The following is a 20,085-nucleotide window of genomic DNA, read 5'->3' as shown; positions in this document are numbered from 1 at the left end:
GGGCCCACCGCGCCCTACAGCTCGATGCCGTGACCCTCGTCGTTCACGCCCTGGTTGTGACCGCGACGCGACTCGAGTGACAGGAACAGGATCAGGCCGACCACGAGGCCCAGGATGACCCCGAGCCACACGTTGCCGAGGATGAGTCCCACGACCACCGCCAGCACGAGGACGCCGAGGGCCACGAGAACCGTGCGAGAGCGAGTCATGGCTCCATCATGCCCCGCGGCTCAGCGGTTGCGGTGGTCCTCCATGTGCAGGCGCGGTGCGCGACGCGGCTCGCTCACTCCGGATGCGAACAGCAGTCGGATGACCCGATGCCGATGGCCGCGCCACGGCTCGAGCAGCTCCAGCATGCCGTCGTCGTCGGTGCGGGTGCCCGTCAGGGCGTAGCCGACCTGATGCGCGAGGTGGAAGTCGCCCACGCTCACCGCATCCGGGTCGCCGAGCGCGCGGATCCTCGTCTCAGAGGCCGTCCAGACACCGATCCCGCGGATGGCCGTGAGCGCGCGATCACGGCCCTCGCCGTCCGAGGCGGCGAGGGTCGCGCGAACGAGCGACGGACCCCTCCGCGCGGCCTCGACGATCGTGCGGGACTGCGGCGGCTCCAGGCCCGCCCGGTGCCAGGCCCAGGAGGGGATGAGCCGCCACCCGTCGATCGCCGGCGGCGCGAACATCGGACGGGGGGTCGGACCAGGCACGCGCTCGCCGAACCAGGTCACGAGGCTGCGCCATGCGCCGAAGGCCTGCTGCAGCGTCACCTTCTGCTCGGTGATCGCCTGCGCGAGCGCGTCGAAGAGCAGGTCGCTGCGCCCCAGACGGACGCCCGGATATCGGCGGTGCGCGTCCTCGACGAGCGGATGGCCGGAAGGGTCGAACCCGTCGTCATCGTCGAGCGCTCCGCAGAGCGCAGGGACCTGGCCGATCGCCCACGCGCGCCCCGGACCCCATGCTGCCGCTCGCACGGTGCCATCCGGCATCTGGCGCAGTGCCGTGCAGGCGACGCCCTCCGGCGTGCGGGTGGCACGCCAGATCATCCCGTCGGCGAAGGCCTGCGCCGGGTCGCCCGGTCCGCGCTGGAACACCGCCACCGTGGCGAAGAGGTTCAGCGGCCGACGCGGTCGGTACACCGTCTCGAGGCGCGGTCCGGCACCCGGTCTCCCGTCGCGGTCACGCGTCGCGAAGCGCGACTCGAGCGCGGCCGGGGGGATCATGCCGCCAGGCTACGCCGCGCGTCCGACAAAGCGGTGGACCCGCGGCGGGCAGACCCGCGGGCGTCAGAAGCGGTCGGGCGAGGGGGCGCCGGCGCCATAGCGGATCGTGACGTCGGCGTGCCGGTCGAAGCGGTAGCCGGCGCCGCGGACGGTGCGGACGATGTCCTCGTACCGGCCGAGCTTCGCACGCAGACGCCGCACGTGCACGTCGATCGTGCGCTCGCCGGGTGCCTCGTCGTCGCTCTGCGCCTGCCACAGCGACTCGACGAGCTCGGTGCGCTCGATGGTGCGGCCCTCGCGGAGGACGAGGTACTGCAGCAGCTCGAACTCCTTGAAGGTGAGCGCGGCGGACTCGCCGTCCAGCAGCACGCGCTTGCGGGAGATGTCGACGACGACGCCCACGGCGTGGTCGGGCTCGGTGGTCTCGGGCTGGATGCGCGCGACGGCGCCCGGCTCCTTGAGGGCCAGGCGCACGACGTCGACGTCGCGGCCGCCGGCGGACTGCGGTGCGAGGGCGACGGCCGCGTAGGTCTCGGCCGAGGGGGAGAGCTCGGAGATGGTGCGGCGCAGCGCCTCGACGATCGTGGAGAGGGAGACGCCGTCGGCGGCGGCCTTGATCTCGTCCAGGCCGACGTACAGGGCGAACCCGCGCGGAGCGACGCCCGGCTGCGCGGCACCCGGCTGCGCCTGCGGCGCGACCTCGACGGGGTTCGGCACGGCACGCAGGTGGGTGGGGCGGGTGGCAGGGCGGGTGGGGATGTTCGTGGTGCGCTCGAGGAGGGAAGCGGACATGATGATGGAATCCTTCTGCGGGGGAACCGGGAGGGTTCGGTCGTGCTGGGAGTCGGCCGGATCGGCGGCGATCGCCTGATCTGGAGTACGGCCGGTGCCGGGTGCGGCGGTGTCGAACGCTCCGAGGGGATCGGAGTTCGGGGGCAAGGCGCTCATGCGGATCTCGCTGTGCCCTGGCGGTGCTGCTGAGGGGCTATCCGAGTCAGCGGCACATTCGACAGCACGTGACAACACAGCCGGCCATCATCATGCCGGCAGTCCCGTTCGCCTCCTGGGCGGACAAGGGCTGTGTGCTGTCAGTCATGTCGCCGATTATGTCCGGGCGTGTCGGCGCATGTCAAACGGAGACCGCATGTGACGGACTTCGTGACGAAACGTGACCGATCTGACGGCCAGCGACGCGCTTCGCAAGGCGATCTGCCCACCGGTCCTCGGCCATCCCGACCCCGCGCGTTCCCCGGAAGCGGATCAGCTCGCTGGGGCTCCCACCGCCGCCTCGAAGGTGCGCGCGATCTCCTCCAGAGGGTCCGGAAGCAGTGCCATCCGTCGCGACATCTCCTGCGCCGCCGCGGCGTGGCCGCCGTGAAGCACTGCCTTCACACCGTGGCGCACGCGCGCGGGAGTCGGTGTGCCGGTACGCAGGTTCACCCCGACGCCGGCCCACGCGACGCGGGCGGCGACCTCCGGCTTATCCTCCGTCGCTCCTGCGACGACCAGCGGAACCCCGGCCGCGAGCGCCTGCTGCACGCCGCCGAAGCCGCCGTTGGTGACCACGACATCCGTCCGCGGCAGGAGCTCGGCGTACGGGAGGAACGCCGCGATCCGGACGTTCGCGGGCAGCGGTCCGCCGTAGGCATCCTCGACACGCTCGAGGGGTGCGCCGCCGGTTGACGCGACGACGAGGACGTCCTCTCCGGCGAGGGCGCGGATGGTCGGCACGATCAGCCGGGACGGGTCTGCGTTGTCGATGGTGCCCTGGGTGACGTGCACGACGGTCCGGCCGTCCAGGTCGTTCCACCACTCGGGCAGGTCGAAGGCGCCGGGCGGCGTGCGCAGCGGTCCGACGAATCGAATGGCCTCGGTCATCTCCCGCCGCGGGTACTCGAGTTCGCGCACGCTGAGCTGCAGCGTGACGTCGTATTCGGTGAGCACGTCGAAGAACCCGCCGTCGTATGAGGGTGCGCCGGCTTCGTGGAGAGCGGCATCGAGGGCCCTCGTCAGCGGCTTGAAGGGTCCCGCGAACAGGGCGCGGTTCAAAGCCCGGTTCCGCAGCCGGGCCAGGGGGCCGCGCCCGGGCGCGAGTGCCGGGCCGAACGGCGCGGTGTCGACGCTCGACATGGTCATCGGAAGTGCTGACACTCCGATGATCGGCTCCCGCCGCGCGCGGGGTTCGGCGAGGAGCGTCGGCAGCAGCCCCAGGAAGGCGCTCTCCCCGGCGATGGCGTCGAAGCGATGCCGTCGGCGGAGATCCTGCACCGCGCGATGCTGCGCGACGAGCGGCTTCACGAACATGCCGGTGAGGTCGTAGACGACGGCCTGCAGTCCGCGACGGCTGGATCGATCGGGAAGCCACGCGTCGAGGTCGGCGTCGTCGTAGTCGGCGTCCGCCGGGAGCGCGACGAATTCGGCGCCCGCGGCTTCCGCGAGCGGGCGGTACTTGCCGCCGGTCAGGAAGGTGATCCGATGCCCCCGGCGGGTCAGGTCGCGGGCAATGTCGGTGAGGGGCTTCACGTGTCCGTAGATGGGCGAGGAGCAGAGCAGAAGGTGCATGAGCGACTTTCGGTACAGGGGCATGTATTGAATTGGGTGCTACTGTAGTGGATATGGCCGCGAAGTCCAGCACGAATTCCGAATCGCCGACGAAGCGCGCCTACCGATCTCCGTTGCGCGAGGCTCAGGCGCAGCAGACGCGGCGTCGGATCCTCGAAGCGGCCACCCGCTGCTTCCGTGAGCGCGGGTACTCGGGCACGACCGTCGCCCAGATCGCGCGGGAGGCGAAGGTGTCCGCGGAGTCGGTCGCGGCGAATGGGCCGAAGGCGTCGCTCCTGCTCGCGGCGTTCGAGCTCGCGTTCACCGGACGCGAGGGGGCGGACCCGGTCAGCGGGCGCGAGGAGTTGACCGGGATGCTCGTGATCGACGACGTCGAGGAGATGCTCCGCGCCTTCGCGCGGTTCGCTCTGCGCATCCAGAGCGATGGCATCGGCATGTGGCGGGCGCTGCAGGATGCGGCGAACCTCGACGAGAGCGTCTCGGCGCTCTACCGCGGGCTGATGGACCGGCGGCGCCTCGACCACGAGATGCTCGCCGCCGCACTCGCCGAACGCCGTGTCCTGCGCACGGACCGGACGGTGGAGGAGCTCGGGGCGACCCTCGCTCTGCTCAGCGGGTTCGATCCCTACCAGCTGCTCGTCCTCGACTTCGGATGGAGCGAGGAGGCCTACCTCGAATGGTGGATCGACTCGGCTCGCCGTCTCCTCCTCGCCGGGTGAGCGCCCGCCGCCGGCCGCGCTGCCCCCGGCCCTCGTCCATCCCGCCGGGCGTAGTCTCGATTCGTGACCGAGCTCAGCTTCACTCACGCGCCCGAGGCATCCCGCTACGAGCTGCGCCGTGGCGATGATCTCGTGAGCGTCCTCGACTACCGCGACAACGGCCAGACCGTCGCGCTCACCCGCGCCTACACGAACCCCGCGCACCGCGGACACGGGTACGCCGCCATCGTCACCGACCGCGCCGTCGCCGAGATCGAGGCGCAGGGGGATCGCCGCGTGCTGCCGGTGTGCTGGTACGTCGCGGACTGGTTCGCCGCGCACCCCGAGCGCACCGGCGTGCTCGCCGCCCGCTAGGCCGGGCGAACGCATGCGGCTGTGGACCATCCACCCCTCGCTGCTCGATCGGACGGGCCTCGTCGCCGAGTGGCGCGAGGGCCTGCTCGCTCAGGCGGTGCTGCTGGGGAAGACGCGCGGCTACACGCAGCATCCGCAGCTGCATCGCTTCCGTCGGCATGCGCATCCGACCGCCGCCATCGGCGCCTACCTCGCCGAGGTGCGGGCCGAGGCCGAGCGCCGGGGGTACAGCTTCGACGCGTCGCGGATCGTGCAGCCGCCGCCCGCCGATCCCCTCGCCACGATCTACACGACGTCCGGGCAGCTCGAGTACGAGTGGGAGCACCTCCTGCGGAAGCTCGCCGTCCGCGCGCCCGACCTGCACACAGCGCACGCCACGCTTCCGGGCCCCACGGCCCATCCGCTCTTCACGATCATCCCCGGGCCCATCGAGAGCTGGGAACGGCCCTGACCCGTCCCGGTGCGCGCTCGCCGCGGTAGCGTGGCGCGCATGCGCATCCTCCTCATCGGCGGCACCGGCAACATCAGCTCCTACGTCACCGCGCTCGCGGTGGAGGGCGGTCACGACGTGGCCGTGCTCAATCGCGGCAAGAGCGAGGTGCCGGATGGCGTCCGCTCGCTGATCGGCGACGCCGGCGATCCCGCGTCGATCGAGCAGGCGATCGGCGACGAGACCTTCGACGTGGTGGCGAACTTCCGCAGCTTCTCGCCGCAGCAGGTGAGCGACGACATCCGCATCTTCTCCGGGCGGACCGCGCAGTACATCTACATCTCCAGCGCCTCGGCCTACCAGAAGCCCATCGCGCAGGTGTCGATCGTCGAGTCGACGCCACTGCGGAACCCGTTCTGGGAGTACTCGCGGAAGAAGATCGCCAGCGAGGACCTGCTCGTCGCCGCCTACCGCGAGTCGGGCTTCCCGATGACGATCGTGCGGCCGAGCCACACGTACGGGTCGTCGCTCATCCCGCTCGAGGGCGGCTGGACCACGCTGCAGCGCATGAAGGATGGCCGACCCATCGTCGTGCACGGCGACGGCACGAGCTGGTGGACGCTCACGCACTCCCGCGACTTCGCCCGCGCGTTCGTGGGGCTGTTCGGCAACCCGCACGCGGTCGGGCAGGCCGTGCACATCACGAGCGACGAGAGCCTGACGTGGGATGAGATCGCACGCCAGCTCGGGCGCGCTCTCGGCCGTGAGCCCGAGATCGTGCACGTGACGTCGGAGGCGATCGCGCGCGAGATCCCGGCGATGGGCCCGGGGCTGGTGGGTGACAAGGCGCACTCGGTGATCTTCGACAACACGCGCATCAAGCAGCTCGTGCCTGGATGGGTGGCGACGACCCCCTTCTCCGAGGGCGCGCGCGAGATCGTGGAGTGGTATCTGGCCGATGGCGCGCGCCAGGTCGTCGACGAGGAGCTGGATGCCGCGTTCGACCGGCTGGTGGAGAAGTACGGGGCGTAGGGCCCCACGACCCGCGCGTTGAGCGAGCGGAGCGAGACGAAACGGTGCTGCCCACGCTCGGGCGTTGATCGAGCGGAGCGAGACGAAACGGTGCTGCCCACGCTCGGACGTTGAGCGAGCGGAGCGAGTCGAGACGGTGCTGCCCACGCTCGGGCGTTGAGCGAGCGGAGCGAGTCGAAACGGCGCAACCCACGCTCGGACGTTGAGCGAGCGAAGCGAGTCGAAACGGCGCAAGATGATCTCGGGAAGGAGGCGTCATGGGCCGCTTCAAGAGCGCGTTCCTGAAGGTGCTGAACCGCACGCTGAATCCGCTCACGCTTCGCGCCGCGCACAGCGGGCGCGGTCCGTTCGCGCTCGTCGAGCACGTCGGCCGTCGCACCGGCCGCACCTATGAGGCGCCGGTCATTCTCGCGCGCGTGCCGGAGGGGTTCGTCACGGAGCTGACCTACGGCTCCGACGTGAACTGGTATCGGAACGTCGTGGCCGGCGGGGGACGGGTGCTGTATCGCGGCGAGTGGTTCCGGATCACCGCCGTCGAGCCCTACGCCGTGCGTGCGGGCCTCCGCGCCTTCGGTCCCTTCCGGTCCGCCATCCTGCGCCTCCTGCGGAGGCGGGAGTTCCGGTTATTACGGGTCGCATCAGAGGGCTGAGGCGCGCGGGTCGGCCGCCCCGCGGCGGTGCTCCGCGGCAATGTCCGACGCCCTCTTTACCGTGGAGGCATGCGGATCCTCCACACCTCGGACTGGCACATCGGGCGCACCTTCCACGGGTTCTCCACGCTCGACGCCCTGCGCGACGTCTTCACCGCGCTCGCGGACGAGGTGCGCGAGCGGAACGTCGACGTCGTCGTCGTCGCCGGTGACGTGTTTGACTCCGGCACTCCGGCCGCTGCCGCGTTCGAGCTCCTGACCGACACCCTCCGGGGCATCCGCGCGGCGGGAGCGCAGCTCGTCGTGACGAGCGGCAACCACGACTCCGCCGCACGGCTGGGCTTCCAGGCGCCACTGCTCGGCGTGGCCGGCGTCCACATCGTGACCGACCCGCGATCGGTCGGCACTCCGATCACCATCGACGACGAGCACGGCCCCGTCCACTTCTACGGGCTGCCGTACCTCGAGCCTCAGATCGTCCGCACCGTCTGGCCGGAGGCCGACCTGCGCACGCAGGAGCAGGCCATCCGCCACGCCATGAGTCTCGTGAACGCGGATCGAGCAGAGCGCCGCGGACGCTCGATCGTCGCATCGCACTGCTTCGCGGGCGATGTCGAGCCGACGGCGGGCGTCGAGCGGGAGATCCGCCAGGGGTCGCTCGACGTCGTGCCACTCGTCGACTTCGAGGGCCCCGACTACGTCGCGCTCGGGCACATCCACGGGCGATCGCGGCTCGCCGAGAACGTCCGCTACTCCGGGGCGCCGCTGCACTACAGCTTCGGTGAAGGCGACAAGCCGCGCGGCGCGTGGATCGTCGATCTCGGTGCCGACGGCGTGGAGAGCGTCGAGTGGCTCGACCTGCCGATCCCGCGCCGTCTCGTGACCCTGCGCGGAACACTCGACGAGCTCCTCGCGGACGAGCGGTTCGCCGAGCACGAGGACGCCTGGGTCTGCGCGGTGCTCACCGACGTCAACCCGCCGCTCGAGCCCATGCGCAAGCTGCGTGCGCGGTTCGACGGGTGCGCGACCATCCAGCTCGCGCCCGCGGGCGGCGTGAAGGCGGACGGCCGCACCTTCCGCGAGCGGGTCGAGAATGCGCGGTCGGATGGCGATCTCGTGCAGGACTTCCTCGCGCACGTCCGCAACGGGGAGAGCGCCACGGATGCCGAGCGCGAGATCATCGGCGAGGTCGTCTCCATCCACGCCGCCGCGGAGACGCGAGCATGAGAATCCACCGCGTCGAGATCGAGGGCTTCGGGCCGTTCCGAGAACGACAGGTCATCGACCTCGACGCGTACGCCGTCGACGGGCTCTTCCTCATCGGCGGGCGCACCGGTGCCGGCAAGTCGAGCATCCTCGACGCCATCACCTTCACGATCTTCGGATCCGTTCCGCGCTACGAGGGCGGCGAGAAGCGCCTGCGCAGCGACCACTGCGAACCCGACGACCCGACCAGCGTCGCCGTGGAGTTCACCACCGGCGGCACCCGCTGGCGCATCGAACGCTCACCCGAGTACGAGCGCCCGAAGAAGCGCGGCGGCGGCATGACGACCGCCCCCGCACGCGCGCAGATGGGCGAGGTCATCGGCGGCACGGTCGAGTGGAAGGCCGCGAAGGACCGCGACGTCGCCAACCTCGTCGCCGAGGTGGTCGGACTGAACCAGCAGCAGTTCCTGCAGGTCATCCTCCTCGCGCAGGGACGGTTCGCCCGCTTTCTGCTCGCCGACAACAACGACCGGCAGAAGCTGCTGCGCACGCTCTTCGGCTCCCGCCGCTTCGAGGACTACGAGAACGAGCTCGACCAGCGTCGCCGCGCCGCCGAGGCGTCGGTGTCGGAAGGACGGCAGCTCCTCTCCGTCGTGCTGGATCAGGCCGACGCGATCGCCGCCGGCCTGCCGCCGCGCGAGGAGACCGACGGCAGCGAGATCGGGTCGACGGATGGCCCGGGTGCGGCTTCCGAGGAAGCTCGGCTCACGGGGCTCTCGCGAGCCGAGCACCGTTCGCGGCATGAGGTGGAGGTCGCGGAAGCCGCCGAGGTGGCGGCTCGGCGCATTCGGGAGTCCGCGGCTGCCGAGTGCGAGCGGTTGCGCGGCGAGCGGGAGAAGCAGCGTCAGCGCGACGAACTGCGGCGGAAGCTCGAGGAGCTCGACGCACGTGCAGCGTCGATCGAAGGCGAACGTGCCGAGCTGAAGGCGGCTCGGCGCGCAGAGAGTGTGCGGGGCGCTCTCGACGCCGCGACGCGGGCGCTCGCTTCGGTGACCTCGGCCGCTAGGACGCTGGAGCGTGCTCGGGCGGTGTGGGAGGAGGTCGATGCCTCGGGTGCGAGCGCGCCCGACGAGCTGGATGCGGTGGTCGAGCAGGCGCAGCAGCGCATCGGCGCGTGGCAGCCGATGCTCGAGGTCGAGCAGCGGTTTCCGGAAGCAGAGACTGCGCTCGACCGCCTCCGGACGGAGGCGGAGCAGATCGCCGCTCGACGACACGAACTTGCGGCGCAGCTCGCGGCCATCCCCGAGCAGCGGAAGCGTCTGGAGTCGGACGCGCGGTCGGCGGCCGAGCGCGCCGCGGGACGCCAGCACGCCGAGGAGCGTGTGACCGCACTGACCGCGCAGCTCGACGCTGCCCGCAAGGTCTCCCGACTCCTGGAGGAGTACGAGCGGGTGGCTCGCCGAGCTGAGGAAGCGCGGCAGGCGCGGGACCAGGCTGATCGTGAACTCGGCGAGTTGCATCGCCGTCGCCTCGGCGGGTACGCGGCGGAACTCGCCTCTGAGCTCGTCGCGGGCATCCCCTGCGCGGTGTGCGGGTCGACCGCGCATCCTGCTCCGGCCGAGCGCGCTGACGAGCACGTCACGGCGGACGAGATCGATGCCGCGGAGGAGCGGAAGAGTGCCGCTGCTCGCTCGGAGTCGAGGGCCTCCGACGAGCGACGCGACGCACAGCGGGCTCTCGCCGAGGCTGAGGCGAGAGCAGGCGGTCGCACCCTCGCCGATCTCGAGGCTGAGCGGGATGCAGCGCTCGCGCAGCAGAAGGACGCCGAAGCCGCGGCAGGCGAGCTGTCCGATCTCGAAGCCTCCCAGAGCGCGCTCGCTGCGGAGGAGCAGCGGCTCGGCAACGCACGGACAGCCGCCGAGGAGGAGAACTCCGAGCTTCTCGCAGCCATCCGCTCGGCGGAGAACGAGCTGCAGAAGAGCCGCGCCGCCATCGCGGAAGCGCGCGGAGATGCCGATTCCGTCGCGGCGCGCTTGGATGTCGAGCGCAGCCGTGCCGCCGCCGCTTCCGGCTTCGCCGAAGGGCAGCGCGAGGCCTCGCGGGCGGAGGGCGCGGCCGCACAAGCAGCGGAAGCGCTCGCCGAGGCCGTCGCAGAGGCCGGCTTCGCCGATGTCGAGAAGGCGCGTTCGGCCATCCGCGACGGCGCGACCCAGGAGCGTCTGGAGCGCGCGATCAGCGCGTACGACGCCGATATGCAGAGCACGAAGGCCGCGCTCGTCGAACTCGAGTTGCTCGTGCTTCCGGACGAGGAGATCGACGTCGACGCAGCGCGTGCGGCGCTGGCGCAGGCGGAGGACGAGCGCGATGCCGCCGTCGCCCACCTGTCGTCCATGCGGCAACTCGCGACGTCGCTCGCAGACACTCTTCACCGGGCGGACGATGTGCATGCGCGGATCGCCGGTGCGGCACGGGAAGCCGCAGTGATCCGCGACCTCGCCGATGCCGTCGCTGGCAGGAATATGAAGAAGATGGACCTCGAGACCTTCGTGCTCGCCGCCGAGCTCGAGGGGATCGTCGAAGCGGCGAACCGACGCCTGGACGAGATGTCGGATGGCCGGTACGCCCTGCAGCACACCGACGCGCTGGCGTATCGCAATGCGGCCAGTGGCCTCGGCCTCGAGGTGCTGGATCGGTTCACGGGGCAGCCGCGCTCGCCGCGGTCGCTGTCCGGCGGCGAGACCTTCCTCGCTTCCCTCGCGCTCGCGCTCGGTCTGGCCGAGGTCGTCACCAACCGCGCCGGCGGCATCACGCTCGACACGCTCTTCATCGACGAGGGCTTCGGGTCCCTCGACAGCGAGACCCTCGAGACCGCCATGCGTACGCTCGACGGCCTGCGCGCGGGCGGGCGCACAGTCGGCGTGATCAGTCACGTCGAGGCGATGAAGGAGCAGATCCCGGCTCAGCTGCGGGTCGACCGCACGCCGCAGGGCTGGAGCACCGTCTCTCAGTAGCGTGCGGTGCGCGTTCGGGCGGAGGAGCAACCCCCCGCCCGAAGCTCAGCGCATGTGGGCGATCTGGATGAGGTTGCCGACGGTGTCGTCGAAGACAGCCGTGGTCACTGGGCCCATCTCCATCGGCTCCTGCGTGAATCGCACGCCGAGCGCGGCCAGGCGCGCGTGCTCCGCGACGACATCCTCGACGTCAAACTGCGCCAGCGGGATCCCGTCAGCGACGAGGGCGTCGCGGTACGGTCCCACCGCGGGATGTCCGCTGGGTTCGAGAAGCAGGCGGACGCCATCCGGGTCCTCCGGCGACGCCACGGTCAGCCAGCGGTCCTCGCCGACCGGCACGTCGTCCTTCTTCACGAAACCCAGCACATCCGTGTAGAAGCGGAGCGCCTTCTCCTGATCGTCGACGAACACGCTCGTCAGGTTGATTCTCATGTCGATCCTCGTTCCTGTTCCTGGGCGGAGCGGCCGCCGCTGTCCGATGGCGTCAGCCAGCGCTCCATGATGCTCGCGAGCGGGCCCGTGTCGAGATCGTGGAACTTGTAGCGCCCCTCCCGACGCGTCCGGACGAGCCCGGCGGCCTCCAGCACGTCGAGGTGCTGAGAGACCGCCTGGCGTGAGGACGCGATGCCGTACCGCATCGCGAGCCGACCGCACAGCTCGAAGAGCGTCTGCCCGTCGCGCTCGGTCAGCTCGTCGAGGATGGCGCGGCGCGTCCCGTCCGCGAGGGCCTTGAAGACATCGGCCATGCGCTCACGTTAGGCAAGCGTGCGCTTGCGTGTCAACCGGGTCAGGCGCTCTGCGCAACCGTCCGGCTGGAGAGACGGTCGAGCTCGGCGAGATCGTCCTCGGTGAGCTCGAGGCGACCCGCGGCGAGCAGGTCCGCGACCTGGTCGACACGGGATGCCGATGCGATCGGGGCGAGAACGGCCGGACGCGAGCGCAGCCACGCCAGCGACGTCGTGGCGATCGAGGCATCATGTGCCCGTCCGATGCGCTCGACGGCGTCGAGGAGCGCGAGGTTCTCCTCGTTGATGTACTCCTTGGCAGCGCCGGCGCGGGGCGAGCCCGCGTCGTCGGCCGAGCGGTACTTGCCCGCGAGGAAGCCCTTGGCGAGGGAGAAGTACGGGAAGACGCTGAGGCCGAACTCCTCCGCCACGGGAAGGATCGTCTCCTCGATGCCGCGCTCGACGAGGTTGTAGTGCGGCTGCACGGCCACGGGCTCCGCGACGCCGAGGTCGCGAGCGATCCGGATCCACTCGCGAATGCGGTCCGCCGAGTAGTTCGATACCGCCGTGTACCGCACGAGGCCGTCGGCGACGAGGTTGCCGAACGCGGCCACCGTCTCCTCGAGCGGCACCGACTCGTCATCGAAGTGCGCGTAGTAGAGGTCGATCTGCTCGACGCCGAGGCGCTCGAGCGAGGCCTCCGCAGCGGCGCGCACGTTGGCGGCCGAGAGCCCCTTGAACTCGGGGTGCTGGCTGACCTTGGTCGCGACGGTGACGTTCGCGGGCTTCCGGTCGGCGAGCCACGCGCCGATGATGCGCTCGCTGTCGCCACCGGTGTTGCCCTCCACCCAGGCGCTGTACGAATCGGCGGTGTCGATGAAGTTCCCGCCGCCCTCGACAAACGCGTCGAGAATCCGGAACGACTCATCGCGGTCCGCGGTCCACCCGAAGACGTTGCCGCCGAGGTTGAGGGGGAAGACATCGAGGTCACTGGTGCCGATGCGTGCCATAGTGCAGTCCTTTCGTGAGGAAACCCGAATGTCCAGGCTATGAGCGATCGGATGGTCTGGGCTCGGGTGCCGCGGAGAGCACCTGTTCGTCGAGGTCGCCCGCTCTGCGCGTCGGGCGTCCATCTCGTTCGTCGAGCGAGCGGAGCGAGACGAGACGCCCGGGGGACATTTCCGATTCCTCTGCTTCTGGCCTGTGGATAACTTGCGGGAATGTCGGTGGTGGCTTTTAGCGTGGGGGTATGTCGAAGGGGACTGAGCGGGGTGTGGTGTCGGGGGTTCCGTGGGAGCCCACGGACGCTGAGATCTCCGCGACCCTGCACCTGCTGGACCGGTTGGTGGAGGCGCGCCGGTTGCGGGCGGTGGCGGATGCGATGGAGGTCGATGCTCTCGCGGAGGCGTCGCGGATCGCGTGGGCGCAGATGGGGCGGGCGGAGTCGGATTCGCGGTTCGTGTTCCCGATGCGGTCGATGGCGGGAGAGATCGCTGCGGCGGTGCATGAGTCGAAGGGCCGCACCCAGGCGCGGATGTCGGACGCGTATGTCCTCGCCGAGCGGTTCCCCGCCACCGTGGAGGCGTTGCGGGAGGGGCGGATCACGCTGCGGCATGCGGATGTGATCCGCCGGGTCGGGGAGGACCTGCCCGCGGAGGTGTGGGGGCTGTTCGAGGGGGCTCTTCTTCCAGTGGCGGAGGAGGTGTCACCAGGGGTGTTGCGGGATTTCGCGATCCGGGTGGCGGAGCAGCTGCATCCGCGGTCGTTCCGGGAGCGGCACCAGGATGCGTTGAAGCGGCGGACGGTGTGGTCGGAGGACCTCCCCGACGGGCTCGCGGAGCTGCACGTGGTGGGGGATGCGGTGAAGATCCACGCCGTCCGGGACCGGTTGCAGCGGATGGCGCGGGCGTACACCCGGTACGTGCGCGCGAAGGAACGCCAACGGGAGCGCGAACAGGCTGAGCGCGCCGACCGGGAGCAACGCGAGGGGGAACAAACCCAACGCGAACGCGCCGAACGGGAGAAGGCCGAGCGTGAGCGGGGTCAGGCCGAGCGTGAGGAAGCCGGACGGGAGCGCGCGGAACGGGAGGCTGCTGAACGCGCGGAAGCCGGGCACGAGCAGTCGGAACAGGAGCGCGAGGAACGCGAGTCCTTCGAGCGCGAGGAGCCGGAGCGTGAGGCGTCCGAGCAGGCGGGATTTAGTGAGGCACAAGCGGAAGCCTCTTCCCCGCAAGCGCAGCAGTCGGCGGGGCGCGACGCGCAGAACGCGAACTCGTCGGAGCCCTCGGATTCCTCAGAAGCCTCGGAGCCCTCGCAGTCCGCGAGCGACGCGAGGGGGGCGAGATCGGGGGTGGATCGGTGGTGGTTGAACGTGTCTGAGGAGGACGAGAAGCTGTTCGGTGAGCTCCTCGAGGCGTCGTGCACCGGCAACGGCGGACGGCTCCGCGGAACGGCCACGCAACCCGATACCCGGTACGGCATGCGAACCGGAGGAGATGACGGGACCGATTCCCCTGGAAGCATGAACGGCACTCGTCCTGCCGGCCCCCTCGTCGACGGACCGCTCGAGGGGGTGCCGCTGGATGGGTGGCCGGACGACGAATCAGGGGATGTCGATTTCGTGGCGGTCGCGAGTGTGCAGGAGGTGGAGGACTGGTTGCAGTCCATCCAGGACCGGATCCTCGAAGCCGAACCGGGAGATCCGTGGTGGCCGCCCGATTCCCCCGATCCCGACCCGGACGACATCGACTCACACGACGCCGGCCCGAACGGTGAGGAGGTCGATCTCAGCATCGACGAACTCGACGCTTTGTATGCAGCATGGTGCGCGGACACCGGGCTCCCGGCCCCGAACGACAGCGACTCGGCCCCAGGCGTTGGCGCTGCGGGGTCGTTGGCGAGGGCGGTGTCGGAGCCTGCTGAGCTTGAGAGGGTCGCGGTCTACAGGCAGCGGGCGGAGGCGTGGGCGGATGAGCGCAACCGGGCGCAGGTCGCATCGGACATGGCGTTGGAGCTGCTCCTCACCGGGACGGTCGATGCGCATGCCCGGATGAACGGGGAAGACCTCGCCCTCGGTGCCATTCAGGCGAACATCCAGGTCACCGTCCTCGCCACCACCCTCGCCGGGGTGGACGACACCACGGCCTTTCTCACCGGGAACGGGCCCGTCGACCCCGACACCGCCAGGCGTCTCGCCCGGGAGGAACCCGGGTGGGACCGGCTGTTCCTCCACCCCGACACCGGCGCGCTGGAGACCGTGGACAGGTACACCCCCACCCCTGCCCAGAAGCGGTTCCTCCGGGCGCGGGACGAGATGTGCCGCACGCCCGGGTGTGAGAACCTCGCCGCCCACGCCGACCTGGACCACACCATCCCGTACTCCCAAGGCGGGAACACCCACGTGTCCAACCTCGAGGCCCTCTGCCCGGGATGCCACCAGGACAAGCACCACACCCCCTGGACCGTGCGGCAGATCCGCCCCGGCGTCCTCGAATGGACCAGCCCCGCCGGCCGACGATACGTCGACTGCCCCCTCCCACAGGTCCGCTTCACCATCGTCACCGGCGCAGCGGCGCGGCGCCCGTGAACGGTGTGTCCGCACCGGCGCCCGCACCTAGCGTCTCGGCTTGGTGCTCGCGCTCGCGCCTCCCCGCCAGAGGCGGCGCCGTTCCTGCCGTGTGTAAGCGGCAGAGTCGCCCACTACTGTGGAGGGCATGAACAAGAGCACCATCTGGAGCGTTCTCGGCGGCATCCTGGCGATCATCATCGCCTGGTGGCTGGTGAACGTGCTGTTCTCCGTGCTCGCGTTCGTCTTCAAGCTGCTGGTCGTCGCCGTCGTCGCGGTGATCGTCTTCTTCGTCATCCGCTCGCTCTTCAGCTCGCGCCGCGACTGACGCGACGGGGTCAGCCCTCGAGTGAGAGCGGCTGCACGAGGACGCGGCGGCGATCGCGCACCCAGACCGCACCGGTCTCCTTGCGCTCGGCGCGCGTCGCGAAGCGGTAGCGGTATGAGACGACGCGGACGAACCGCGGCCGGTGGCCGTGGAAGGGATCGTTCCTCAGGAGTCGCAGCGTCGGACCATCCGACTGCAGCAGCCGCACCAGGAAGACGAGGAACCAGTCCTCGAGCCGATACCCCAGCGGCAGGAACCACATCAGCCAGTCGAGGCGCAGGTGGTACGGCGCCCACTGCGGCGGGGTCCGTCGCACGTCGCCGGGCTTGCCGCGGAACCCGTACTCGCTCCACTCGGCGAGTTCGGGGTTCGCGTCGAGCGTGCCCTCCACGACGTACTCGACGCGCTCCTTCATCACGGTGCCGAACGCGCCGTACGCGTTGGCGAGGTTCCAGCGGTTGAAGCTCGCGTTCATCAGCTGACGGCGGGCGAAGAGGTTCTTCAGCGGCGCCCAGCTCAGCACGATGTAGAGCAGCGCGACGGCGGACGTCACGACGATCCAGTACAGCGGGATGGTCCCGCTCGCGTCGCCGGGGATGCCGATCGCCGAGAAGCCGAGCACGATGGTCGCCCAGTTCAGCCATGCGAAGTTGCCGGTGAGCACGAGCCAGAGCTGCGTGGCGATGACGATGGCTGCGGCGACGGCTCCGACCAGCAGCGGGATGTCGTCGGGCAGCCAGAGGCCGAGGATCGGCACGAACAGCAGCCACGGCACGACGAGCTGCGCGAAGTGGTTGCCCACCACCTCGAGCTTGTGGAACCACCGCGGCAGCAGGTGCGCCTGACGGCTGAGCGGACCGGGCATGGGCTGCGTCTCATGGTGAAAGGTGAGCGCGGTGAGGTCACGCCATTCCTGTCCGCCGCGGATCTTGATCATTCCCGCACCGAACTCGAGGCGGAACACGAGCCACCAGAAGAGCACGATGACGGCGGTCGCGGGCGGCTGGTCGCTCGACCCGAGGAACGCGGCGAGGAACCCGGCCTCGAGGAGCAGCATCTCCCATCCGAAACCGTAGAACGTCTGGCCGATCGAGACGATCGACATGTAGCCGAACCAGATCGCGAGGAAGCACAGCATCGGCACCCAGGGCGGCCCGAGCTGCGGGAGACCCGCGATGAGGAGCGCGCTCACGAGGATCCCGCCGATGCAGAGCGCCGCAAGTCGCCGATCCGTGTACCGCGCCCAGCGGAAGAGGGTCGGACGCACGGCCTTCTTCGCGCGGTCGGAGGAGCGCGCCCATTCGAGCAGCTCCGGAGCGGGGAGCAGACCGTGCTCGCCGAGCAGCGCCCGGAACTGGTTCAGGCTCGACAGGAACGCGACGAGGTACAGCGCCGCGATGCCGCGCTGGAGCACCTCGCGCGCGAAGGCGAAATCGACCGCAGCGAAGCCGTCCATGCCGACACGCTACGACGGCGACGAGACGGCGTCATGGGCTTGACGAGAAGCGCACCGCGAGGCTGTGGTCAAGGGGGCTGGTCGTGCGGAACCCGGCGCGCATATATTGGGGCATGGACAGCACCACCGGAACCATCGTCGCCGTCGTCGGCCCCGGTGCCGACGATGTGCTCGCCTCCGCCGACGTGCTCGGCGGCGTCTCGGCGCTCTCGTTGCGCGGCTCCGAGCCTGCGATCGCGTCGCACCGGATCTCCGCCTCGGGCACGCCCTGGGTCGTCCACGACGCGGATCCGCTCGAGCACGTCGCATCGGCCTGGATCGAGTTCTTCCAGGAGCGTGCGACGCTCGGCGCCCTCGAGGCCGAGATCGACGACGCGCTCGGGCATTTCGAGCGAGGCCACGCGCTCATGCCCGACTACTACCTCGTGCTCGAGCCCGACGACGCCCCGGAGATCTGGCGCCACTGGTGGTGCGGCGCCCTCGGCTACCGTGCGCCCCGCCGCGTGCTCCCCGTGCGTGAGGCGTCCGGCGTCGATGCGCTGCGTCGGATGCTCCGCAGCCTGCCGACCTCGCGCCCCTGGCCCGCTCCGGCGAACTGGCTGCCGGGCCTCGCGATGCAGATCCCCGATCGAGTCGGCCTTCGGGACCGCGTCACGCCATCCGAGCCCGCCTCCTAGCCCGCCCCCGCCCGCTGGCGGGCGGCATATGCGGTCCGCGCTCGTCGACGAGGGCGGACGGCCACGCGTCAGTCGACGAGGTCGGGGAGCGCCGCCTCCAGCTCGGCGAGCCAGGCGCGCGCGTTGCCGTCCGAGGGGGCGCGCCAGTCGCCGCGGGGCGACAGCGAGCCCGCGGGCGACACCTTCGGCCCGTTCGGGATGGCGGAGCGCTTGAACTGCGCGAACCCGAAGAAGCGCTTGAGGAACACTCGCTCCCACTTCACGATGGTGGCGAGGTCGTACGCGTAGTGCTCGTCCTCCGGGAAGCCCGGAGGCCAGGCGCCGGACTTCGCATCTGCCCAGGCATGCTGCGCCAGGAATGCGATCTTCGACGGGCGCAGACCGTAGCGCAGGATGTGGAAGAGCGTGAAGTCGTGCAGCGCGTACGGGCCGATCGTGCTCTCGGTCGACTGGGTCTTGCCGTCCTGCCCGGCGGGCACGAGCTCGGGGCTGATCTCGGTGTCGAGCACCGACTGCAGCACCTTGCGCTCCGCCTCGGAGACGCCCTCGCCGTGCGCGATCACCCAGCGGATGAGGTGCTGCATGAGCGTCTTCGGCACCCCGGGGTTCACCGAGTAGTGACTCATCTGGTCGCCCACGCCGTAGGTCGACCAGCCGAGGGCGATCTCCGACAGGTCGCCCGTTCCGACGACGATGCCGCCGTGGTGGTTCGCGAGCCGGAACAGGTAATCGGTCCGCATGCCAGCCTGCACGTTCTCGAACGTCACGTCGTAGACCGCCTCGCCGCGCCCGAACGGATGGCCCATCTGCTTGAGCATCTCGGTCGCGGCGGGGCGGATGTCGATGGTCTCGATGGATGCGCCGACGGACTCCGCGAGAGCGATCGCGTTCGACTTCGTGTGCTCGCTCGTCGCGAAGCCGGGCATCGTGTAGGCGAGGATGTCGCTGCGCGGACGCCCCATCCGGTCCATCGCCCGGGCGACGACGAGGAGCGCATGCGTGGAGTCCAGCCCGCCGCTCACGCCGATCACGGGCTTCGGATCGCCGATCGCGCGCATGCGCTGCACGAGGCCGGAGACCTGGATGTTGAACGCCTCGTAGCAGTCCTGCGCGAGGCGAGCGGGGTCATCCGGAACGAAGGGGAAGCGGTCGAGCACGCGCCGCAGGCCGACGTCGCCGCGCGGCGGGTCGAGCTCGAAGCGGATGGTGCGGAACTCCAGCTTGTCGGCGTGCGTCCGACGGTTGTCGTCGAAGGTGCCCGCGCGCATGCGGTCCTGGCGCAGCCGATCGAGGTCGACGTCCGCGACCGAATAGCGCGGGCCATCCGGGAAGCGCTCGGTCTGCGCGAGCAGCGTGCCACCCTCGTAGATCATCGTCTGGCCATCCCACGAGACGTCGTTCGTCGACTCGCCGAGGCCCGCGGCGGCATACGCGTAGACCGCCAGGCAGCGCGCCGATGCGGACTGGCACAGGAGGTGGCGGTCGTCCGCGCGCGCGATGGTGATCGGGCTGCCGGAGAGGTTCAGGAGCACGCTCGCGCCGGCCAGCGCCGCGAGGGAGGACGGCGGCACCGGCACCCACATGTCCTCGCAGATCTCCGCGTGGATGACGAGGCCGGGGATGTCGGTGGCGTCGAACAGCAGGTCAGGGCCGAAGGGCACCTCGCGGCCGGCGACGGTGATCGTGCCGCGCTGGTCGTCGCCCGGCGCGTACCAACGGCGCTCGTAGAACTCGCGGTAGGTGGGGAGGTTCGACTTCGGAGCGACGCCGAGGATCTCGCCGCGATGGATCACCACGGCGGTGTTGAAGAGCCGGTTGCCGTGTGCGAGCGGCGCGCCGACGACGAGCACCGGGAGGAGATCCGCCGAGGCCTCGACGATCGTCTGGATGGCCGCGTGCACCGCGTCGAGGAGCGGATCCTGCAGGACCAGGTCCTCGATCGAGTACCCCGACAGGCACAGCTCCGGGTAGACGACCACCGCGACCGCGTCATCGCTCAGCTCGCGCGCGCTCTCGATGACCGAGGCCGCGTTCGCCGCGGGATCCGCGATCGCGAGGGGGATCGTCGCCGCCGCCACGCGGGCGTAGCCATGGCCGTATGCGCTCTCGAATGCGTACTCGCTCACGTCGACCAGTCTGGCACCAGGGCGCGGGTC

19 protein-coding genes are annotated in these 20,085 nt (G+C 70.4%); 10 read left to right on the top strand and 9 right to left on the bottom strand.

Going from position 1 to position 20,085, the window contains the following annotated elements:
* Nucleotides 1-14 precede the first annotated feature (14 nt).
* The 4 genes from QWJ90_RS09880 to QWJ90_RS09865 form a co-directional block, all read right to left on the bottom strand.
* A complete protein-coding gene (locus QWJ90_RS09880) occupies nucleotides 15-209 on the bottom strand; it encodes a hypothetical protein (RefSeq protein WP_290107605.1) in 195 nt (64 codons plus the stop codon).
* A 21-nt stretch (nucleotides 210-230) separates the two neighbouring features.
* Nucleotides 231-1,214: a DNA-3-methyladenine glycosylase family protein gene (locus QWJ90_RS09875; protein ID WP_290107604.1), complete on the bottom strand. Its 984-nt coding sequence runs from the start codon at nucleotides 1,212-1,214 to the stop codon at nucleotides 231-233.
* 63 nt (nucleotides 1,215-1,277) lie between these two features.
* Nucleotides 1,278-2,006, bottom strand: a complete 729-nt coding sequence (locus QWJ90_RS09870) for a winged helix-turn-helix domain-containing protein (protein WP_290107621.1) — start codon at nucleotides 2,004-2,006, stop codon at nucleotides 1,278-1,280.
* 468 nt (nucleotides 2,007-2,474) lie between these two features.
* Nucleotides 2,475-3,800 (bottom strand): glycosyltransferase, encoded by a 1,326-nt coding sequence (locus tag QWJ90_RS09865; RefSeq protein ID WP_290107603.1) that lies wholly within the window; start codon nucleotides 3,798-3,800, stop codon nucleotides 2,475-2,477.
* 89 nt (nucleotides 3,801-3,889) lie between these two features.
* On the opposite strand from QWJ90_RS09865, the gene QWJ90_RS09860 reads away from it, so the two are divergent.
* The 7 genes from QWJ90_RS09860 to QWJ90_RS09830 all read left to right on the top strand — a co-directional run bounded on the left by QWJ90_RS09860 (nucleotide 3,890) and on the right by QWJ90_RS09830 (nucleotide 11,178).
* A complete protein-coding gene (locus QWJ90_RS09860) occupies nucleotides 3,890-4,495 on the top strand; it encodes a TetR/AcrR family transcriptional regulator (protein ID WP_290107602.1) in 606 nt (201 codons plus the stop codon).
* Nucleotides 4,496-4,558: 63 nt separating this feature from the next.
* Nucleotides 4,559-4,849 carry a GNAT family N-acetyltransferase gene (locus QWJ90_RS09855; RefSeq protein ID WP_290107601.1) on the top strand — a complete coding sequence of 97 codons (291 nt, stop codon included), beginning with the start codon at nucleotides 4,559-4,561 and terminating at the stop codon, nucleotides 4,847-4,849.
* A gap of 13 nt (nucleotides 4,850-4,862) precedes the next feature.
* Nucleotides 4,863-5,300, top strand: coding sequence for a pyrimidine dimer DNA glycosylase/endonuclease V (locus QWJ90_RS09850; protein WP_290107600.1), 438 nt, complete (start codon nucleotides 4,863-4,865; stop codon nucleotides 5,298-5,300).
* Between the two features lie 39 nt (nucleotides 5,301-5,339).
* Nucleotides 5,340-6,311, top strand: coding sequence for an SDR family oxidoreductase (locus tag QWJ90_RS09845; RefSeq protein WP_290107599.1), 972 nt, complete (start codon nucleotides 5,340-5,342; stop codon nucleotides 6,309-6,311).
* 257 nt (nucleotides 6,312-6,568) lie between these two features.
* Nucleotides 6,569-6,961, top strand: coding sequence for a nitroreductase family deazaflavin-dependent oxidoreductase (locus QWJ90_RS09840; protein ID WP_290107598.1), 393 nt, complete (start codon nucleotides 6,569-6,571; stop codon nucleotides 6,959-6,961).
* A 69-nt stretch (nucleotides 6,962-7,030) separates the two neighbouring features.
* Entirely contained in the window at nucleotides 7,031-8,188 is a 1,158-nt protein-coding gene (locus tag QWJ90_RS09835; RefSeq protein ID WP_290107597.1) for an exonuclease SbcCD subunit D, read from the top strand.
* Entirely contained in the window at nucleotides 8,185-11,178 is a 2,994-nt protein-coding gene (locus QWJ90_RS09830) for an AAA family ATPase (RefSeq protein ID WP_290107596.1), read from the top strand. Before QWJ90_RS09835 ends, QWJ90_RS09830 begins: the two co-directional genes overlap by 4 nt.
* Before the next feature lie 45 nt (nucleotides 11,179-11,223).
* Here the strand turns inward: QWJ90_RS09830 and QWJ90_RS09825 are convergent, their stop codons facing one another.
* From QWJ90_RS09825 to QWJ90_RS09815, 3 genes are read right to left on the bottom strand one after another with little or no spacing between them, the layout of a single operon-like run.
* Nucleotides 11,224-11,610, bottom strand: coding sequence for a VOC family protein (locus tag QWJ90_RS09825; protein WP_290107595.1), 387 nt, complete (start codon nucleotides 11,608-11,610; stop codon nucleotides 11,224-11,226).
* Nucleotides 11,607-11,924, bottom strand: coding sequence for an ArsR/SmtB family transcription factor (locus tag QWJ90_RS09820; protein ID WP_290107594.1), 318 nt, complete (start codon nucleotides 11,922-11,924; stop codon nucleotides 11,607-11,609). Before QWJ90_RS09820 ends, QWJ90_RS09825 begins: the two co-directional genes overlap by 4 nt.
* Before the next feature lie 41 nt (nucleotides 11,925-11,965).
* On the bottom strand, nucleotides 11,966-12,913 hold the full coding sequence (locus QWJ90_RS09815) for an aldo/keto reductase (RefSeq protein WP_290107593.1): 948 nt from the start codon (nucleotides 12,911-12,913) through the stop codon (nucleotides 11,966-11,968).
* Between the two features lie 239 nt (nucleotides 12,914-13,152).
* Between QWJ90_RS09815 and QWJ90_RS09810 the strand changes: the two genes are divergently transcribed.
* The gene (locus QWJ90_RS09810) at nucleotides 13,153-15,489 is read left to right on the top strand and encodes an HNH endonuclease signature motif containing protein (RefSeq protein WP_290107592.1); all 2,337 of its coding nucleotides are present in this window, start codon (nucleotides 13,153-13,155) and stop codon (nucleotides 15,487-15,489) included.
* A gap of 127 nt (nucleotides 15,490-15,616) precedes the next feature.
* Nucleotides 15,617-15,796 (top strand): hypothetical protein, encoded by a 180-nt coding sequence (locus QWJ90_RS09805; protein ID WP_290107591.1) that lies wholly within the window; start codon nucleotides 15,617-15,619, stop codon nucleotides 15,794-15,796.
* Between the two features lie 10 nt (nucleotides 15,797-15,806).
* Here QWJ90_RS09805 and QWJ90_RS09800 read toward each other — a convergent pair whose 3' ends face one another.
* A complete protein-coding gene (locus tag QWJ90_RS09800; protein ID WP_290107590.1) occupies nucleotides 15,807-17,252 on the bottom strand; it encodes a lipase maturation factor family protein in 1,446 nt (481 codons plus the stop codon).
* A gap of 113 nt (nucleotides 17,253-17,365) precedes the next feature.
* On the opposite strand from QWJ90_RS09800, the gene QWJ90_RS09795 reads away from it, so the two are divergent.
* Nucleotides 17,366-17,929 carry a hypothetical protein gene (locus QWJ90_RS09795; protein WP_290107589.1) on the top strand — a complete coding sequence of 188 codons (564 nt, stop codon included), beginning with the start codon at nucleotides 17,366-17,368 and terminating at the stop codon, nucleotides 17,927-17,929.
* Nucleotides 17,930-17,997: 68 nt separating this feature from the next.
* Here the strand turns inward: QWJ90_RS09795 and QWJ90_RS09790 are convergent, their stop codons facing one another.
* Nucleotides 17,998-20,055 carry an NAD(+) synthase gene (locus tag QWJ90_RS09790; RefSeq protein WP_290107588.1) on the bottom strand — a complete coding sequence of 686 codons (2,058 nt, stop codon included), beginning with the start codon at nucleotides 20,053-20,055 and terminating at the stop codon, nucleotides 17,998-18,000.
* Between the last annotated feature and the right edge of the window lie 30 nt (nucleotides 20,056-20,085).

The sequence above is a fragment of the Microbacterium oryzae genome (genome assembly GCF_030406385.1).
GTDB classification, from domain to species: Bacteria; Actinomycetota; Actinomycetes; order Actinomycetales; family Microbacteriaceae; genus Microbacterium; species Microbacterium oryzae_A.
This window is presented reverse-complemented; position numbering and strand designations above follow the sequence as displayed.

Coding starts and splice junctions, on each gene's coding strand:
- QWJ90_RS09820 (WP_290107594.1), bottom strand. CDS start 11,924: ATGGCCGATGTCTTCAAGGCCCTCGCGGACGGGACGCGCCGCGCCATC.
- QWJ90_RS09800 (WP_290107590.1), bottom strand. CDS start 17,252: ATGGACGGCTTCGCTGCGGTCGATTTCGCCTTCGCGCGCGAGGTGCTC.
- QWJ90_RS09845 (WP_290107599.1), top strand. CDS start 5,340: ATGCGCATCCTCCTCATCGGCGGCACCGGCAACATCAGCTCCTACGTC.
- QWJ90_RS09830 (WP_290107596.1), top strand. CDS start 8,185: ATGAGAATCCACCGCGTCGAGATCGAGGGCTTCGGGCCGTTCCGAGAA.
- QWJ90_RS09835 (WP_290107597.1), top strand. CDS start 7,031: ATGCGGATCCTCCACACCTCGGACTGGCACATCGGGCGCACCTTCCAC.
- QWJ90_RS09865 (WP_290107603.1), bottom strand. CDS start 3,800: ATGCCCCTGTACCGAAAGTCGCTCATGCACCTTCTGCTCTGCTCCTCG.
- QWJ90_RS09840 (WP_290107598.1), top strand. CDS start 6,569: ATGGGCCGCTTCAAGAGCGCGTTCCTGAAGGTGCTGAACCGCACGCTG.
- QWJ90_RS09875 (WP_290107604.1), bottom strand. CDS start 1,214: ATGATCCCCCCGGCCGCGCTCGAGTCGCGCTTCGCGACGCGTGACCGC.
- QWJ90_RS09880 (WP_290107605.1), bottom strand. CDS start 209: ATGACTCGCTCTCGCACGGTTCTCGTGGCCCTCGGCGTCCTCGTGCTG.
- QWJ90_RS09805 (WP_290107591.1), top strand. CDS start 15,617: ATGAACAAGAGCACCATCTGGAGCGTTCTCGGCGGCATCCTGGCGATC.
- QWJ90_RS09815 (WP_290107593.1), bottom strand. CDS start 12,913: ATGGCACGCATCGGCACCAGTGACCTCGATGTCTTCCCCCTCAACCTC.
- QWJ90_RS09825 (WP_290107595.1), bottom strand. CDS start 11,610: ATGAGAATCAACCTGACGAGCGTGTTCGTCGACGATCAGGAGAAGGCG.
- QWJ90_RS09795 (WP_290107589.1), top strand. CDS start 17,366: ATGGACAGCACCACCGGAACCATCGTCGCCGTCGTCGGCCCCGGTGCC.
- QWJ90_RS09870 (WP_290107621.1), bottom strand. CDS start 2,006: ATGTCCGCTTCCCTCCTCGAGCGCACCACGAACATCCCCACCCGCCCT.
- QWJ90_RS09850 (WP_290107600.1), top strand. CDS start 4,863: ATGCGGCTGTGGACCATCCACCCCTCGCTGCTCGATCGGACGGGCCTC.
- QWJ90_RS09810 (WP_290107592.1), top strand. CDS start 13,153: ATGTCGAAGGGGACTGAGCGGGGTGTGGTGTCGGGGGTTCCGTGGGAG.